Origin of the sequence: Shigella dysenteriae (assembly GCF_022354085.1) — a bacterium.
Lineage (GTDB): Bacteria > Pseudomonadota > Gammaproteobacteria > Enterobacterales > Enterobacteriaceae > Escherichia > Escherichia coli.
In genome coordinates this window covers 147337-165266 of record NZ_CP055055.1, presented here as the reverse complement: position 1 = coordinate 165266, position 17930 = coordinate 147337, and the positions used below count along the sequence as shown (strand labels likewise).

General features: G+C 50.9%; 13 protein-coding genes. 10 read left to right on the top strand and 3 right to left on the bottom strand.

Annotated elements, in window-relative coordinates:
- Nucleotides 1–168 precede the first annotated feature (168 nt).
- From HUZ68_RS00770 to pepE, 8 genes are all read left to right on the top strand, one after another.
- On the top strand, nucleotides 169–1116 hold the full coding sequence (locus HUZ68_RS00770; protein ID WP_001308198.1) for a sugar-binding transcriptional regulator: 948 nt from the start codon (nucleotides 169–171) through the stop codon (nucleotides 1114–1116).
- Between the two features lie 69 nt (nucleotides 1117–1185).
- The gene (locus HUZ68_RS00765; protein ID WP_001195440.1) at nucleotides 1186–1992 is read left to right on the top strand and encodes an SDR family oxidoreductase; all 807 of its coding nucleotides are present in this window, start codon (nucleotides 1186–1188) and stop codon (nucleotides 1990–1992) included.
- Between the two features lie 9 nt (nucleotides 1993–2001).
- Nucleotides 2002–2409, top strand: coding sequence for a mannose/fructose/sorbose PTS transporter subunit IIA (locus HUZ68_RS00760; RefSeq protein ID WP_001612155.1), 408 nt, complete (start codon nucleotides 2002–2004; stop codon nucleotides 2407–2409).
- Complete coding sequence (locus HUZ68_RS00755) at nucleotides 2409–2903, top strand: PTS sugar transporter subunit IIB (RefSeq protein ID WP_001027853.1); 495 nt, start codon at nucleotides 2409–2411, stop codon at nucleotides 2901–2903. The genes HUZ68_RS00760 and HUZ68_RS00755 overlap by 1 nt, the downstream gene beginning before the upstream one ends.
- Before the next feature lie 65 nt (nucleotides 2904–2968).
- Nucleotides 2969–3766 carry a PTS mannose/fructose/sorbose transporter subunit IIC gene (locus tag HUZ68_RS00750; RefSeq protein WP_000406317.1) on the top strand — a complete coding sequence of 266 codons (798 nt, stop codon included), beginning with the start codon at nucleotides 2969–2971 and terminating at the stop codon, nucleotides 3764–3766.
- Between the two features lie 10 nt (nucleotides 3767–3776).
- Entirely contained in the window at nucleotides 3777–4601 is an 825-nt protein-coding gene (locus tag HUZ68_RS00745) for a PTS system mannose/fructose/sorbose family transporter subunit IID (protein WP_033814899.1), read from the top strand.
- Nucleotides 4602–4652: 51 nt separating this feature from the next.
- Nucleotides 4653–5882 (top strand): L-sorbose 1-phosphate reductase, encoded by a 1230-nt coding sequence (gene sorE / locus HUZ68_RS00740; protein WP_033814898.1) that lies wholly within the window; start codon nucleotides 4653–4655, stop codon nucleotides 5880–5882.
- A 381-nt stretch (nucleotides 5883–6263) separates the two neighbouring features.
- A complete protein-coding gene (pepE, locus tag HUZ68_RS00735) occupies nucleotides 6264–6953 on the top strand; it encodes a dipeptidase PepE (RefSeq protein ID WP_000421772.1) in 690 nt (229 codons plus the stop codon).
- Between the two features lie 89 nt (nucleotides 6954–7042).
- On the opposite strand, the gene HUZ68_RS00730 is transcribed toward pepE, so the two are convergent.
- Both HUZ68_RS00730 and metH read right to left on the bottom strand, forming a co-directional pair.
- Nucleotides 7043–8674, bottom strand: coding sequence for a Na/Pi cotransporter family protein (locus HUZ68_RS00730; protein ID WP_000956830.1), 1632 nt, complete (start codon nucleotides 8672–8674; stop codon nucleotides 7043–7045).
- Between the two features lie 219 nt (nucleotides 8675–8893).
- Nucleotides 8894–12577 carry a methionine synthase gene (gene metH / locus HUZ68_RS00725; protein WP_033814897.1) on the bottom strand — a complete coding sequence of 1228 codons (3684 nt, stop codon included), beginning with the start codon at nucleotides 12575–12577 and terminating at the stop codon, nucleotides 8894–8896.
- A gap of 199 nt (nucleotides 12578–12776) precedes the next feature.
- On the opposite strand from metH, the gene iclR reads away from it, so the two are divergent.
- Both iclR and espL4 read left to right on the top strand, forming a co-directional pair.
- The gene (gene iclR / locus HUZ68_RS00720; protein ID WP_000226403.1) at nucleotides 12777–13601 is read left to right on the top strand and encodes a glyoxylate bypass operon transcriptional repressor IclR; all 825 of its coding nucleotides are present in this window, start codon (nucleotides 12777–12779) and stop codon (nucleotides 13599–13601) included.
- A 316-nt stretch (nucleotides 13602–13917) separates the two neighbouring features.
- A complete protein-coding gene (gene espL4 / locus HUZ68_RS00715; RefSeq protein ID WP_033814896.1) occupies nucleotides 13918–16104 on the top strand; it encodes a type III secretion system effector EspL4 in 2187 nt (728 codons plus the stop codon).
- Here the strand turns inward: espL4 and aceK are convergent.
- Nucleotides 16073–17809, bottom strand: coding sequence for a bifunctional isocitrate dehydrogenase kinase/phosphatase (gene aceK / locus HUZ68_RS00710; protein WP_033814895.1), 1737 nt, complete (start codon nucleotides 17807–17809; stop codon nucleotides 16073–16075). The genes espL4 and aceK overlap by 32 nt on opposite strands.
- Between the last annotated feature and the right edge of the window lie 121 nt (nucleotides 17810–17930).

Here is a 17930-nt window from a genome sequence, read left to right as displayed (position 1 = left end):
ACCTGTGCTGATAACTACTACGCAGAGAAACAAATGTGCAAGAGAAAGCGCTATTTCTCCCCATGCAAAGAGTGAAAAATCGCTTTGAAAGGCCATCATGATGGGGTTATATCAGATCAAGCGGTGAGAAAGCGTATTTGCACAAATGTGCAGAACCAGGAGGCGGCAATGGAAAACAGTGACGATATCCGTTTGATTGTGAAGATTGCCCAACTCTATTACGAACAGGATATGACGCAGGCGCAAATCGCGCGCGAACTGGGTATTTACCGCACCACCATCAGCCGCTTGCTTAAACGAGGCCGCGATCAGGGAATTGTCACCATCGCCATCAACTATGACTACAACGAAAATCTCTGGCTGGAGCAGCAACTGAAGCAAAAGTTTGGCCTGAAAGACGTTGTGGTGGTGTCGGGAAATGATGAGGATGAAGAGACTCAACTGGCGATGATGGGGTTACACGGCGCGCAACTGCTGGATCGCTTGCTGGAGCCTGGCGATATTGTCGGTTTTTCCTGGGGTCGCGCGGTGAGCGCACTGGTTGAAAACTTGCCGCAGGCGGGGCAATCGCGGCAGTTAATCTGCGTACCAATTATTGGCGGACCGTCCGGTAAACTCGAAAGCCGCTATCACGTAAACACATTAACCTACAGCGCGGCTGCGAAGCTGAAAGGGGAATCGCATCTCGCGGATTTTCCGGCTCTGCTGGATAACCCCTTAATTCGTAATGGGATCATGCAGTCTCAGCACTTTAAAACCATCTCTGCCTACTGGGATAATCTGGATGTCGCCCTGGTGGGAATTGGCTCACCGGCCATTCGCGACGGCGCTAACTGGCATGCGTTTTATGGTGGTGAAGAGAGTGACGACCTGAATGCCCGCCAGGTTGCTGGCGATATTTGCTCGCGCTTTTTTGATATTCACGGCGCAATGGTTGAAACGAATATGAGCGAAAAAACACTCTCTATCGAAATGAATAAATTAAAGCAGGCACGATATTCCATTGGCATTGCCATGAGTGAAGAAAAATACAGCGGAATTATTGGTGCACTGCGTGGAAAATATATTAATTGTCTGGTAACGAATAGCAGCACAGCTGAACTATTACTGAAATAAAAATCTTCCCGATGATTATCGTAATAAAAATTACGGCGGGTCCCTATTATCTAAAATCAGGAGTCTGTTATGCAAACGTGGTTAAATTTGCAGGATAAAATCATTATCGTCACCGGCGGCGCATCCGGTATTGGTCTGGCGATTGTAGAGGAATTATTAGCACAAGGCGCAAACGTACAGATGGTCGATATTCACGGTGGCGATGGTCAATATGAAGTTCATAAAGGCTATCAGTTTTGGCCGACCGATATTTCCAGCGCCAAAGAGGTAAATCATACGGTAGCGGAAATTATCCAGCGTTTTGGTCGCATCGACGGTCTGGTCAATAACGCCGGGGTCAATTTCCCGCGTCTGCTGGTCGATGAGAAAGCGCCTGCCGGGCAGTATGAACTCAACGAAGCTGCATTCGAAAAAATGGTCAATATCAACCAGAAAGGCGTTTTTCTGATGTCGCAGGCGGTGGCGCGACAGATGGTCAAACAACATGATGGCGTGATTGTGAATGTTTCCTCAGAAAGTGGACTGGAAGGCTCAGAAGGCCAAAGCTGTTACGCCGCTACCAAAGCCGCGCTCAATAGCTTCACGCGCTCCTGGTCGAAAGAGCTGGGTAAACACGGTATCCGTGTGGTCGGTATCGCGCCCGGGATTCTGGAAAAAACCGGGCTACGCACGCCGGAATATGAAGAGGCGCTGGCGTGGACGCGCAATATCACCGTCGAGCAGCTGCGTGAAGGCTATACCAAAAACGCCATTCCTATTGGGCGCGCCGGAAGATTAGCAGAAGTCGCTGATTTTGTTTGTTATCTGTTGTCTGAACGCGCCAGCTACATCACCGGAGTAACCACTAACATTGCGGGCGGCAAAACGCGCGGATAAGGAGGCTTTATGGTCAACGCCATTTTTTGTGCCCACGGCAAATTAGCTTGCGCCATGCTGGAATCGGTTCAGATGGTTTACGGCAACACCAATGTTGAAGCCGTTGAATTTGTGCCCGGTGAAAACGCCGGAGACATCGTAGCAAAGCTGAAAAAGTTAGTAAGCATTCACAGTCAAGATGAGTGGCTGATTGCCGTGGATTTACAGTGCGGCAGCCCGTGGAATGCGGCAGCGATGCTTGCGATGCGCAATCCTCGTCTGCGGGTAATCAGCGGACTTTCTCTGCCGCTGGCGCTCGAACTGGTTGATAACCAGGACAGCATGAATGTTGATGAATTGTGTGAACACCTGACGCAAATCGCAAAGCAAACCTGCGTTGTCTGGAAACAACTGGCAACGACAGAGGAGGATTTCTGATGAACATTACGCTCGCCCGCATTGATGACCGCCTGATCCACGGTCAGGTCACTACCGTCTGGTCGAAAGTGGCTAACGCCCAGCGCATTATTATCTGCAATGACGAAGTTTATAACGATGAAGTTCGCCGGACATTATTGCGTCAGGCTGCGCCACCGGGAATGAAGGTTAACGTGGTCAATATTGAAAAAGCCGTCGCGGTTTATCACAACCCGCAATATCAGGACGAAACCGTTTTTTATCTTTTCACTCGCCCACAGGATGCCTTAGCGATGGTTCGCCAGGGGGTAAAAATAGGCACCCTAAATATTGGCGGCATGGCCTGGCGGCCCGGTAAAAAACAGTTAACCAAAGCGGTTTCATTAGATGATGATGATATTAACGCATTTCATGAGTTAAATAATCTTGGCGTCATACTGGATTTACGCGTCGTAGCGTCAGATCCCTCAATCAATATTATCGACAAAATAAACGAACAGTTAATCGCAAATTAAATAATAGCGCCTGTGTACATATGCTTTAACAGGCAGGGATGACGACACTTAAAAGGTGACAAATCATGGAAATAAGTACCCTACAAATTATTGCTATATTTCTTTTTTCCTGTATTGCCGGAATGGGCAGCGTGCTGGATGAATTCCAGACTCATCGCCCGTTAATTGCCTGTACGGTGATTGGTTTAATTCTCGGTGATTTAAAAACCGGAATAATACTCGGTGGTACGCTGGAATTGATAGCTCTCGGCTGGATGAACGTCGGCGCGGCGCAATCTCCGGACTCTGCACTCGCCAGCATAATCTCCGCCATTCTGGTTATCGTTGGTCAGCAAAGCATCGCCACCGGAATCGCCATCGCGTTGCCTGTGGCTGCGGCAGGCCAGGTGCTGACGGTGTTTGCACGTACCATCACCGTAGTGTTCCAGCACGCGGCGGATAAAGCAGCGGAAGAGGCACGGTTTCGCACTCTCGATATTCTGCATGTCTCCGCGCTTGGCGTGCAGGCGCTGCGCGTTGCTATTCCGGCACTGATTGTCTCGCTGTTCGTCAGCGCCGATATGGTCAGCAATATGTTAAACGCCATTCCCGAATTTGTGACCCGAGGACTACAGATTGCTGGCGGTTTTATCGTGGTGGTCGGTTACGCCATGGTGCTACGTATGATGGGCGTGAAATATTTGATGCCTTTCTTTTTCCTCGGTTTCCTCGCAGGTGGCTACCTCGATCTCAGTCTGCTGGCGTTCGGTGGCGTCGGCGTGATCATGGCCCTGGTCTACATCCAGCTAAATCCACAGTGGCGTAAAGCTGAACCTCAACTCCAGGCCACCGCCTCCACCGCCCTTGACCAACTTGACGATTAACGGAGCCATCATGGAACAGAGAAAAATTACACGCAGCGATCTGGTGAGCATGTTTCTGCGCTCCAACCTGCAACAGGCGTCCTTTAACTTTGAACGTATTCACGGGCTGGGCTTTTGCTACGACATGATCCCCGCCATCAAGCGACTTTACCCATTAAAAGAGGATCAGGTTGCGGCGCTCAGGCGACACCTGGTGTTCTTCAATACCACGCCAGCCGTATGTGGCCCGGTCATCGGCGTCACTGCCGCCATGGAAGAGGCGCGGGCCAACGGCGCGGAAATTGATGACGGAACCATTAACGGCATCAAAGTCGGTCTGATGGGACCATTGGCAGGGGTTGGCGATCCACTGGTCTGGGGAACGCTGCGCCCTATTACCGCCGCGCTCGGCGCATCTCTGGCACTTTCGGGCAACATTCTCGGCCCGCTGCTGTTCTTTTTTATTTTCAACGCGGTGCGTCTGGCGATGAAGTGGTATGGCCTACAGCTCGGCTTTCGCAAAGGGGTGAATATCGTCAGCGATATGGGCGGGAATGTGCTGCAAAAACTCACCGAAGGCGCGTCGATTCTCGGACTGTTTGTGATGGGCGTGCTGGTCACCAAATGGACGTCAATCAACGTACCGTTGGTGGTTTCACAAACGCATACCGCCGATGGCTCCACCGTCACCATGACCGTGCAGAACATTCTCGACCAACTTTGTCCTGGTTTGCTGGCGCTCGGTCTGACGCTGCTGATGGTGCGTCTGCTCAACAAAAAAATTAACCCGGTATGGCTGATTTTCGCCCTGTTTGGCTTAGGGATTATCGGCAATGCGCTGGGCTTCCTGTCCTGATTCTTCGCCCCGGCACGACTGCCGGGGCCATCGCTCAACATGAGGTGGTTTATGAAAACAACAGCTCTGCGTCTTTATGGTAAACGTGATTTACGCCTGGAAACCTTTGACCTTCCTGAAATGCAGGAGGATGAAATCCTCGCGACGGTGGTCACTGACAGCCTGTGCCTCTCTTCCTGGAAAGAGGCCAACCTGGGTGAAAACCATAAAAAAGTACCCGACGATGTGGCGACCAACCCAATCATCATCGGCCACGAGTTTTGCGGCGATATTCTGGCCGTGGGTAAAAAGTGGCAGCACAAATTCCAGCCGGGTCAGCGTTATGTGATTCAGGCCAACCTGCAACTCCCCGACCGCCCGGACTGCCCCGGCTACTCCTGCCCGTGGGTGGGTGGTGAAGCCACACATGTGGTTATTCCCAACGAGGTCATGGAACAAGATTGCCTGCTGGCATACGACGGCGAAACCTATTTTGAAGGCTCGCTGGTTGAACCGCTTTCCTGCGTGATTGGCGCGTTCAACGCCAACTATCATCTTCAGGAAGGTAGTTATAACCACACGATGGGGATTCGCCCGCAAGGGCGCACGCTGATCCTCGGCGGCACCGGACCAATGGGACTGTTGGCGATTGATTATGCGCTACATGGACCCGTTAACCCGTCGCTGCTCGTCATTACCGATACCGACAACGATAAATTGAGTTATGCGCGCAAGCACTATCCATCAGAACCGCAAACACTGATTCATTATCTCAATGCCACCGATGCAGCATTTGATACGCTAATGGCGCTGAGTGGCGGTCACGGCTTCGATGATATTTTCGTCTTTGTGCCTAATGAAGGACTGGTGACTCTCGCCTCTTCCTTGCTGGCGACAGATGGTTGCCTGAATTTCTTCGCCGGACCGCAGGATAAGCACTTCAGCGCGCCAATTAATTTCTACGATGTGCATTATGCCTTTACTCATTATGTTGGCACATCGGGCGGCAATACCGATGACATGCGCGCGGCGGTCAAACTGATCGAAGAGAAAAAAGTGCAGGCCGCAAAAGTGGTAACACATATTCTTGGGCTGAATGCCGCGGGCGAAACCACGCTTGAATTGCCTGCCGTCGGCGGCGGCAAAAAGCTGGTGTATACCGGGAAATACCTGCCGCTGACGTCACTCACGCAGATTCAGGATCAAGCACTGGCGGCGATTCTGGCGCGTCATCAGGGGATCTGGTCCGGTGAGGCGGAGCAATATCTGCTCACTCATGCAGAGGCAATTTCCCATGATTAATCGCACTACTCAACTCTGCATGTCGCTGGCTGGTCGCCGCGGCAACTTCGCGACCTGATGTGCGGCTGATTGCTGAAGCGGTCCAATGTGCACGAGAAGGATAAAAAAACATCAGCGCCTTAAGGGGCGCTCAAATTGGTGGCAAAGTGCACATTGTTTATGCCGGATGCGGAATGAAGCCTTATTCGGCCTACATAATCTCGAAAATTCAATATATTGCAGTTATCTGGTAGGCCTGGTAAGCGTAGCGCATCAGGCAATGCTGTGTTTGTCATCAGTCTCAGCGCCTGTGCAATACGTGACATCGTGAGCCATGTCAGTAAGTGGTTAAATTCGCAGTGGTAGCATTCCTTCCGTGATTTCTTACTAACCGGAGAAGTAATGGAACTGCTTTTATTGAGTAACTCGACGCTGCCGGGTAAAGCCTGGCTGGAACATGCACTGCCGCTAATTGCTGAACAGTTGCAGGGTCGCCGCTCAGCGGTGTTTATCCCTTTCGCTGGCGTAACGCAGACCTGGGATGATTACACAGAGAAAACGGCTGCGGTTCTCGCTCCGCTGGGTGTTTCTGTCACCGGTATTCATAGCGTTGTCGATCCCGTTGCCGCGATTGAAAATGCTGAGATCGTGATTGTCGGCGGCGGTAATACTTTCCAGTTGCTGAAACAGTGCCGCGAGCGCGGGCTGCTGGCACCAATTACTGACGTGGTTAAACGTGGCGCACTGTATATTGGCTGGAGCGCAGGCGCTAACCTTGCTTGCCCAACCATTCGTACCACCAACGATATGCCGATTGTCGATCCGCAAGGTTTCGATGCGCTGAATCTGTTCCCGTTGCAAATCAACCCGCACTTCACCAACGCGCTGCCGGAAGGCCATAAAGGTGAAACCCGTGAACAGCGTATTCGCGAACTGCTGGTCGTCGCGCCAGAACTGACGATTATTGGTCTACCGGAAGGTAACTGGATCACAGTGAGTAAAGGTCACGCAACGCTGGGTGGCCCGAACACCACCTATGTGTTTAAGGCCGGTGAAGAAGCGGTTCCGCTGGAAGCGGGTCACCGTTTTTAAGTGAATTGCCGGATGCATGATCCGGCATCTTGTTCATAGTGCCTGATGCGACGCTTTACGCGTCTTATCAGGCCTACAGGGTCACGGTATTAATACTCGTCCCGTCCTTCATCTTCATCCGGCTGTTCCAGCACACTGTAAGCCACCGAACAAAACAGCGAGTTCAGACGCTGCATATCTCCCAGTAAGCCTAAATGTAGCGAACTGGTTTCAATGCTCTGCACGTTTTGCTGATGCAGGCGATCGACGTGGGCGTGGGAATAGCGGCGATTAAGAATGCGAAAGCGATGCTTGCTGCGGCGCAAACGACGGGCGCTGGTAACATCACCAGAGAAGAAAACCGACATTGCCAGTTTTAAATTACTGAGCAATTGCTCATAGAGCGCATCCAGTTCCTTCAAGCCATCAAGCGAAAATGCCCGCCGTGCTGCCAGCGATTTATCGGCAATTTCGCTCCCCATGCGCTCGACGATATCGGAGGCCTGTTCAAGGTTGAGCGACATTTCGATGATCTCCGCCCAGCGGCGCGACTCTTCCTCCGCCAGCTCTTCTTTTGGCATCCGCGCCAGATACAGCTTAATGGCGGTATAGAGAACGTTGATATCATCTGCCAGCTTACGCAGCTCTTTCTCCTGCCGTGGCTCGCCGTGCATCACTTTATTCAGCCCTTCCATCATCTGTTCCATGGCGTCGCCAATGCGCAGGGTTTCGCGCGCGGCGTTCGCCAGAGCAAGCGTGGGCGTATCCAGCGCGCTGACATCCAGATGTTTGGGCCGTAGCTGGGTATCCAGTTCCGGTTCATCGCGAATAATCGTTTTGCAAAACCGTGCCATCGGGTCAACAAATGGCAGCATGACCAGGCAACGTACAAGGTTGTAGAAGACGTGGAAATAGATCACCAGTTCCGCTTTTGGCAATGACAACTTCCCCATTGTCTCTGCCAGCAAATGGACAAACGGCAGGATAATCAGGCTACCCACCAGCTTAAACAGCAAACTACCCAGCGCGACACGGCGGGCTGCGGCATTGGCGGCACTGTTGTTGAGCATCGCCAGCAGGCCGGAACCGAGGTTAGCACCAATCACCAGACAGAGCGCCACGGGGAAGGAGATAATGCCTGCGGCGGTCAGAGTCGCAGTCAGCAGTACAGCAGCAAGGCTGGAGTAGCTGATAATGGCGAACATCGCGCCAATCAGCGCATCCAGCAGAATATCGCCGGTCAGCGAGGCAAAGATCACCTGAACGCCGTTTGCCTGAGTGATCGGCGTTACGGCCTGCACAATCAACTCCAGCGCCAGTAAAATCAGCCCAAGACCAATACCGACGCGGCCCAGTTGCCCGGCGCGTGACTGTTTGCGTCCGAGGAAAAAAATCACGCCGATAAAAATAAGTAACGGTGACAGCCAGGATAAGTCGAAGGTGAGAATACGCGCCATTAGCGCCGTCCCGACATCTGCACCCAGCACAATGACCAGAGCCGGTGCGAGGGCTACCAGATCCTGAGCGACAAACGAGGTCACCAGCATGGTGGTGGCATTACTGCTCTGTACCAGTGCGGTAACGCCGATCCCCGCGCAAAAGGCGAGCGGCTTTTTTTCGACGCTCCGGCTAAGGACAGTACGCAGACGCGCGCCGAAGACGCGCATTACGCCGGTTCGAACAATATGAGTCCCCCAGACCAGCAGGGCGACGGCAGAAAGCAGGTGAAGCAGCGTTAACACGAGTTCAGGTTCTCCTTATCGTTATATGTTCCTGAAGCAATTGAATAACCAAAGGACCGGAAACACGCTGACTGGCATCTTTACTGTGCCTTTTAACATTCGTTTTTCCGGCTAAGATTATTCCAGCCTGATTCCAGTATAAGTGTTTCATATTAATAAAGAGACAGGGCACTCATTGAGCGCCCTGTTTGTTGTAAGGAAAAGTGACAGATTTGTGAATCAGTCCGCGTCATACCCCAGATTCGGTGCCAGCCAGCGCTCAACATCGGAGACGCTCATACCTTTACGGCGGGCATAGTCTTCAACCTGATCGCGCTGAATTTGCGCCACCGCGTAGTACTTGCTGTCCGGATGACTGAAATACCAACCCGAAACCGATGCACCAGGCCACATGGCGAAAGATTCTGTGAGTTTCATGCCAGTATGTTTTTCCACTTCCAGCAGCTCCCAGATGGTGGCTTTTTCCGTATGTTCCGGGCAGGCCGGGTAGCCCGGTGCCGGACGGATGCCCTGGTAGTTTTCGCGGATCAGTTCTTCGTTGCTGAGGTTCTCGTTCGGCGCATAGCCCCAGTAGACTTTACGCACACGCTCATGGAGATACTCCGCAAAGGCTTCGGCTAAACGGTCGGCAAGCGCTTTCACCATGATTTTGTTGTAATCATCGTGCTGCGCTTCAAAGGCATCAGCCAGTGCGTCCTCTTCCAGCCCGCCAGTCACGGCAAATGCGCCGATGTAATCTGCTTTACCAGAAAGCTTCGGCGCAACGAAGTCAGCGAGACAGTAGTTAGCGAATCCCGTTTTTTCGGTCTGTTGACGCAGATGGTGGCTGACGTTGATCACATGGGTGCGCGTTTCGTCACGGTAGATTTCAATGTCATCGCCCACACGGTTTGCCGGGAACAGCCCCACCACACCACGCGGATTCAGCGTTTTCTCAGCGCTTAATTTATCCAGCATGTCGTTGGCGTCTTTAAACAGCCGCTGCGCCTCAACGCCTACCACTTCATCTTCCAGAATGCGCGGATACTTCCCGGCCAGCGACCAGGTCATAAAGAACGGCGTCCAGTCGATGTAATTACGCAGCGTTTCGATGCTGGCTTCAACTTCCTGCACACCGAGACGGTGCGCCACCGGCGGCGTGTAAGCCTGCCAGTCAAAAGCGAAATCGTTATCGCGCGCCGCTTCCAGCGTGACCGGTGGTGTGCGTGGTTTCTTGCGCCCGTGCTGAATACGCACGGTTTCGTACTCCTTGCGGGTACGAGCAACGAAATCATCGCGCTGAGTGTCGGAAAGCAGCGCCGCCACCACGCCAACGGTGCGCGAGGCGTTCTGCACATATACTGTCGGGCCGCTGTAGTTCTGCTCGATTTTCACCGCCGTGTGCGCTTTCGAAGTAGTCGCGCCGCCAATCAGGAGTGGAATGGTGAAGCCTTGACGCTCCATCTCCTTAGCCACGTTAACCATCTCGTCCAGCGACGGCGTGATCAGACCCGAGAGGCCAATCAGATCAGCATTCACTTCTCTGGCGGTGCGGAGGATTTTTTCCGCAGGCACCATAACGCCGAGATCGACAATTTCGTAGTTGTTACATTGCAGCACCACACCAACGATATTTTTACCGATATCGTGGACGTCGCCCTTCACGGTGGCGATCACCATCTTGCCGTTGGTTTTGCCCTGCTCTTTGCTGGCTTCAATAAACGGTTCGAGGTAGGCCACCGCCTGCTTCATCACACGCGCCGATTTGACCACCTGTGGCAGGAACATTTTCCCTTCGCCAAACAGATCGCCGACCACGTTCATGCCGTCCATTAGCGGGCCTTCAATCACTTCAATCGGGCGCGTAGCCTGCTGGCGTGCTTCTTCGGTATCCTGCTCGATAAACTCGGTAATGCCTTTGACCAACGAGTACTCCAGACGTTTATTCACTTCCCACGCGCGCCACTCCGCCTGCTGGGCGTTAGCGGTGTCGTCGGTTTTGCTGCCGCGATATTTCTCGGCAAGCTCCAGTAAACGCTCGGTGCCATCGTCGCGACGATTAAGAATCACATCTTCCACCGCGTCGCGCAGTTCCGCGGGCAGGTCGTCGTAAATCGCCAGCTGCCCGGCGTTGACGATCCCCATATCCATGCCATTGCGAATAGCGTAGTAGAGGAACACCGCGTGAATAGCTTCGCGCACCGGATCGTTACCACGGAATGAGAAAGAAACGTTAGATACGCCGCCGGAAATCAGCGCGTGCGGCAGTTCGCGTTTGATGTCTTCGCAGGCGCCGATAAAGTCCTGCGCATAGTTGTTGTGCTCTTCAATGCCGGTGGCGACCGCGAAGATGTTCGGGTCGAAGATGATATCTTCTGGCGGGAAGCCAACCTCTTCGGTGAGGATTTTGTACGCCCGACGGCAAATCTCGATTTTCCGTGCGCGGGTATCGGCCTGTCCCTGTTCGTCAAAGGCCATTACCACCACCGCTGCACCGTAACGACGCAACAGTTTCGCATGATGGATAAAGGCGTCGACGCCCTCTTTCATTGAGATAGAGTTAACAATGCCTTTGCCCTGAATACACTTCAGCCCCTTTTCGATGACCTCCCATTTTGAGGAGTCGATCATAATCGGCACGCGAGCGATATCCGGTTCACCGGCAATCAGATTGAGAAAACGCACCATCGCCACTTCGGCGTCGAGCATCCCTTCATCCATATTGATATCGATAATCTGCGCACCGTTTTCCACCTGCTGGCGGGCCACATCCAGCGCCTCGCTGTATTTCTCTTCTTTGATCAGGCGCTTGAACTTAGCGGAACCGGTGACGTTGGTGCGTTCACCCACGTTCACAAACAGGCTATCGTCGCCAATGTTCAGCGGCTCCAGGCCGGACAAACGGCAGGCTACGGGAATTTCAGGCAGTTTGCGCGGCGCTAATCCTTCTACTGCACGACTCATCGCTGCAATATGTTGTGGCGTGGTGCCACAGCAGCCGCCGACGATATTGAGAAAACCCGCTTGCGCCCATTCACGTATCTGTTTTGCCATCGTGTCGGCGTCGAGATCGTACTCACCAAAGGCGTTGGGTAGCCCGGCGTTCGGGTGCGCGGTGACGTAGCATTCCGCAATCCGTGACAGCTCCTGCACGTACTGGCGCAGTTCATCTGGCCCCAGCGCGCAGTTGAGGCCAAAAGTCAGGGCTTCGGCATGGCGCAGGGAGTTGTAAAATGCTTCGGTGGTCTGTCCGGAGAGCGTGCGCCCGGAGGCGTCGGTGATGGTGCCGGAGATCATAATCGGCAGCTCAACGCCCAGCGCTTCAAACTCCGTTTTCACCGCAAAGACCGCCGCTTTGGCGTTAAGGGTGTCGAAAACGGTTTCAATCAGGATCAGATCCGCACCACCTTCCACCAGCGCTTTGGTGGATTCGCGATAGGCCGCCACCAGCTGGTCAAAAGTGATGTTGCGGAATGCCGGATCGTTGACGTCCGGAGAAATAGACGCCGTGCGGTTGGTCGGGCCGAGAACACCGGCAACGTAGCGCGGTTTCTCCGGCGTGCGCGCGGTCCACTCGTCAGCACAGGTGCGCGCCAGTTTCGCCGCCGCAAAGTTGATTTCCGCCGACAGGGATTCCATCTGGTAATCCGCCATCGCAATGGTCGTGGAGTTGAAGGTGTTGGTTTCGATGATATCCGCGCCCGCTTCAAAGTAGGCGTTGTGGATAGCGGCGATCACTTCCGGTTTGCTTAGCACCAGCAGATCGTTATTGCCTTTGAGGTCGCATGGCCAGTCGGCAAAGCGTTCACCACGAAAATCGGCTTCGTTCAGTCGATAGCTCTGGATCATGGTGCCCATACCGCCGTCCAGCACCAGAATACGTTCATTTAACTGCGCACGCAGTTGTTCCACTTTGCTGCTCACACTTGCTCCCGACACGCTCAACCCAGATTTAATAAAAATTCAACAAACCATACTGGCATAAACGCATCTGTGGTAAAAGCGACCACCACGCAACATGAGATTTGTTCAACATTAACTCATCGGATCAGTTCAGCAACTATTGCATTAGCTAACAATAAAAATGAAAATGATTTCCACGATACAGAAAAAGGAGACTGTCATGGTCGCACCCATTCCCGCGAAACGCGGCAGAAAACCCGCCGTTGCCACCGCACCAGCGACTGGACAGGTTCAGTCTTTAACGCGTGGCCTGAAATTACTGGAGTGGATTGCCGAATCCAATGGCAGTGTGGCACTCACAGAGCTGGCGCAACAAGCCGGGTTACCCAATTCCACGACACACCGCCTGCTAACCACGATGCAACAGCAGGGTTTCGTGCGTCAGGTTGGCGAACTGGGACACTGGGCAATCGGCGCACATGCCTTTATGGTCGGCAGCAGCTTTCTCCAGAGCCGTAATTTGTTAGCAATTGTTCACCCTATCCTGCGCAATCTAATGGAAGAGTCTGGCGAAACGGTCAATATGGCGGTGCTTGATCAAAGCGATCACGAAGCGATTATTATCGACCAGGTACAGTGTACGCATCTGATGCGAATGTCCGCGCCTATCGGCGGTAAATTACCTATGCACGCTTCCGGTGCGGGTAAAGCCTTTTTAGCCCAACTGAGCGAAGAACAGGTGACGAAGCTGCTGCACCGCAAAGGGTTACATGCCTATACCCACGCAACGCTGGTGTCTCCTGTGCATTTAAAAGAAGATCTCGCCCAAACGCGCAAACGGGGTTATTCATTTGACGATGAGGAACATGCACTGGGGCTACGTTGCCTTGCAGCGTGTATTTTCGATGAGCACCGTGAACCGTTTGCCGCAATTTCTATTTCCGGACCGATTTCACGTATTACCGATGACCGCGTCACCGAGTTTGGCGCGATGGTGATTAAAGCGGCGAAGGAAGTGACGCTGGCGTACGGTGGAATGCGCTGACTTTTTCTGGCGGGCAGAGGCAATATTCTGCCCATCATACCTGAGTGGCAATAGAATAAGGGTGTCTGTTAATCGCATTGACGCCAAAATAACTTAATGTCATACACTTCACACACTTTTATTAACTCAGCATTATTTTTAAACATCAAACCACTTAATTATTAACAAAATCGCAAGATCTCATTCCACCGAAACTTTTACGGCTGCATTATGAGATTGAGCGATTTATGATATTTCTTTACTTGTAATCATATTAAATTTTTTCACTGTTCTGATAGTTAAAATTCAAGACATCAATAAACAATGAGATATTTAAATGATTACTCGTATTCCTCGTAGTTCTTTCTCTGCAAATATTAATAATACAGCCCAGACAAATGAACACCAAACCCTGAGTGAATTGTTTTATAAAGAACTCGAGGATAAATTTTCTGGCAAGGAGCTGGCGACGCCTCTATTAAAAAGCTTCTCAGAGAACTGTAGACAAAACGGTCGCCATATCTTTAGCAACAAGGATTTTGTCATTAAATTTTCCATATCTGTCTTACAAGCTGATAAGAAAGAAATTACGATAATTAATAAAAATGAAAACACGACACTCACTCAAACCATTGCTCCAATATTTGAAGAATACCTAATGGAAATTTTACCTCAACGCTCAGACGCTCTTGATAAAAAAGAATTAAATCTAAACTCAGATAGAAAAGAAAAAGAATTCCCAAGAGTTAAGCTTAATGGTCAATGTTATTTTCCGGGGCGCCCCCAAAACCGTATAGTATGCCGACACATTGCTGCACAATATATTAATGATATTTATCAGAATGTTGACTACAAACCCCATCAAGATGATTACTCTTCAGCTGAAAAATTTCTCACTCACTTCAACAAAAAATGCAAAAACCAGACTTTGGCGTTGATTTCCAGCCGTCCTGAGGGGCGTTGCGTTGCTGCCTGCGGTGATTTCGGGCTAGTTATGAAGGCATATTTTGACAAGATGGAATCAAATGGCATCAGTGTTATGGCTGTCATATTATTGGTAGATAACCATGCTTTGACGGCCCGACTAAGAATAAAGAACACAACTGAAGGATGTACCCATTACGTGGTTTCGGTTTATGATCCAAATGTAACTAACGATAAAATAAGAATCATGAGCGAAAGTAAAGAGGATATTAAACACTATTCTCTGATGGATTTTATGAATGTAGATTATAGCCTCCTGAAATGGTCAAATGATCATGTTATTAACCAATCTGTTGCAATAATTCCAGCACTTCCGAAAGAACAGCTATTGATGTTAAAAGGATCTGTGGATGAAATAACCCCTCCATTATCACCTGCAACGATGAATTTGCTAATGGCAATTGGTCAGAATCACCAACTTACACAACTGATGATTCAACTCCAGAAAATGCCAGAACTCCATAGAACAGAAATGTTGACTGCCTATAATAGTATTAACCTGCCAGGTTTATATTTGGCTATAAATTATGGTAATGCGGATATCGTTGAGACTATTTTCAATTCATTGTCAGAAACAGGATATGAAGGGTTACTCTCGAAAAAAAATCTCATGCATATTCTGGAGGCAAAAGATAAAAATGGTTTTTCTGGATTATTTTTAGCGATATCACGTAAGGATAAAAATGTTGTAACCTCGATTCTGAACGCCTTACCTAAACTGGCCGCAACACATCATTTAGATAACGAACAAGTATATAAATTCCTGAGTGCCAAAAATAGTACGTCCAGCCATGTTTTATACCATGTTATGGCGAATGGTGATGCCGACATGCTGAAAATTGTTTTGAACGCGTTACCTTTGTTAATTCGCACATGTCATTTGACTAAAGAACAGGTACTCGATCTCCTGAAGGCAAAGGATTTTTATGGTTGCCCAGGACTATACCTGGCGATGCAAAATGGACATAGCGATATCGTGAAAGTTATTCTTGAAGCATTGCCCAGCCTGGCCCAGGAAATTAACATTTCAGCTTCCGATATTGTAGATCTTCTGACCGCTAAAAGTCTTGCGCGCGACACGGGTTTGTTTATGGCCATGCAGCGCGGACATATGAACGTTATTAATACTATTTTTAACGCATTACCCACTCTGTTTAACACGTTTAAATTCGATAAAAAAAATATGAAGCCCCTCCTCCTGGCAAATAATTCTAATGAATATCCCGGTTTGTTTTCAGCGATACAGCATAAACAACAAAACGTTGTAGAGACGGTTTATCTTGCTTTATCTGACCATGCACGCCTGTTTGGATTTACCGCTGAAGATATTATGGGTTTTTGGCAACACAAAGCGCCACAAAAATATTCTGCCTTTGAGTTGGCTTGTGAATTGGGTCACCGGGTTATTGCTGAATTAATCTTTAATACATTAAATAAGATGGCTGAAAGCTTTGGCTTTACGGATAACCCTCGATACATTGCGGAGAAAAATTATATGGAAGCTTTACTCAAAAAAGCATCTCCCCATACCGTACGCTAAATCTTTGCCTGCGCCGATACGCATAAACATCTTCCACATGTCCTTCACGAATGCGGTTTTGTAGTGTGCGCCAGTAATCAGCGCGGAACAGGTCGGCGTGCATCTCTTCAAAGAGTGGCCCAATGCGGGGGTCGGCGCATAGCCAGTGGCGGAACTCTTCCGGGAAAACATCGCCCGGCGAGACGCTGTACCACGGTTCGCTGGCAAGTTCGTCTTCCGGATAGCGCGGCGGCGGGATGTCGCGGAAGTTCACTTCCGTCATGTAGCAAATTTCATCGTAATCATAAAAAACCACACGCCCGTGACGGGTGACACCGAAGTTTTTAAACAGCATGTCGCCAGGGAAAATGTTAGCGGCAGCAAGCTGGCGAATGGCGTTGCCGTACTCTTCAATAGCGTCGCGCAGTTGCTGGCCCTCAACCTGTTCCAGCCAGATATTGAGCGGCACCATCCGCCGCTCAATATAGAGATGGCGAATCACAATCTGTTCGCCGAGATCGGTGATTTTTTCCGCTGCTTCCTGGAGCAGTAATTCCATTAATGCCGGGGAAATATGCCGCTTCTCCAGCACAAAGTTTTCAAACTCCTGGGTGTCCGCCATTCGGCCCACGCGATCGTGCTCTTTCACCAGTTGATAGCAGGCACGAACGTGAGCGGCAGACATCTCTTTCTGCGGCGCGAACTTGTCTTTGATGACTTTAAATACACGGTCAAAGCCCGGCAGCGTGAACACCAACATCACCATGCCACGAATACCCGGCGCTTCAATGAACTGCTCATTACAGCCCTGTAGATAAACGAGATATTCGCGGTAGCTTTCGGTTTTGGCGTGCTTCTGGCAGCCGATAGCCATATACAATTCAGCGGTGGTTTTACCTGGCAGAATTTCCCGTAGCCACTCGACCAGCGCTGCGGGCAGCGGTGCATAAACCATAAAATAAGAACGCGCAAAGCCAAAAACAATGCTCGCTTCGGCGGTCGTCGTCAGGCAGGTATCAATAAATAACTCGCCGTCGTCCGTCTGGTGGATCGGCAGCAAAAATGGCAATGTGCCGGAAGGCGTGATCAGTTTGCCTACCAGCCAGGCGGCTTTATTGCGGTAAAACAGTTCGTTCGCCACCTGTAAATGACTTTTGGAGAGGTTGTCTGTCCCCAACGTTTCCGTCAGATGGCGAATAATGTAATGGATATCACGGCTTTTATTCTGCCAGCGCAGGCGCAGCGGCAGGTCGCTGATAACGCGCATCAGTAGAGATTCCCAGCCGTGATCGGGGTGAAAGTCTTTCGCCAGCGGGCGGGGAATGGTACGAAAGCGGCGCTCTGGCTGAGAGCTAAAGATAAAAAGCCGCTCGGGAGTAAGCGAGCGGTGGTCAAATAACCGACAGTACACGGAGTTAAAAAAGCTCTCCGCAATCTCGAAGCGCGGGTAATCCGGCAACAGCCGGGTGTAATGCTCTTTGACGCGCAGTAAAAATTCCGCGTCCGTACTTTGGCCGTTAGTAATGCAGCGCAGTTGCTCCACGACCAGACCAACGTGATGATCGTAAAGATGGATACGGTTTTTCATCGCCTGCTGGACAGCATGCCAGTCGGCCTGTTCGAAACGCTGCTGCGCCCCGGAAGTCACTTCGAGGAATCGACCATACTGAGCGTCGAAGCCTTGCAAAATGGTTTGAGCAATCAGTAATTCCAGGCCACGCGGCATTTAGCGCCCTCATCAGGAGCAGAGAATTGCCGGATGCGGCGTAAACGCCTTATCCAGCCTACGTTCGGCAACGGTTGTAGGCATGATAAGACGCGCAAGCGTCGCATCAGGCATCGTGCAC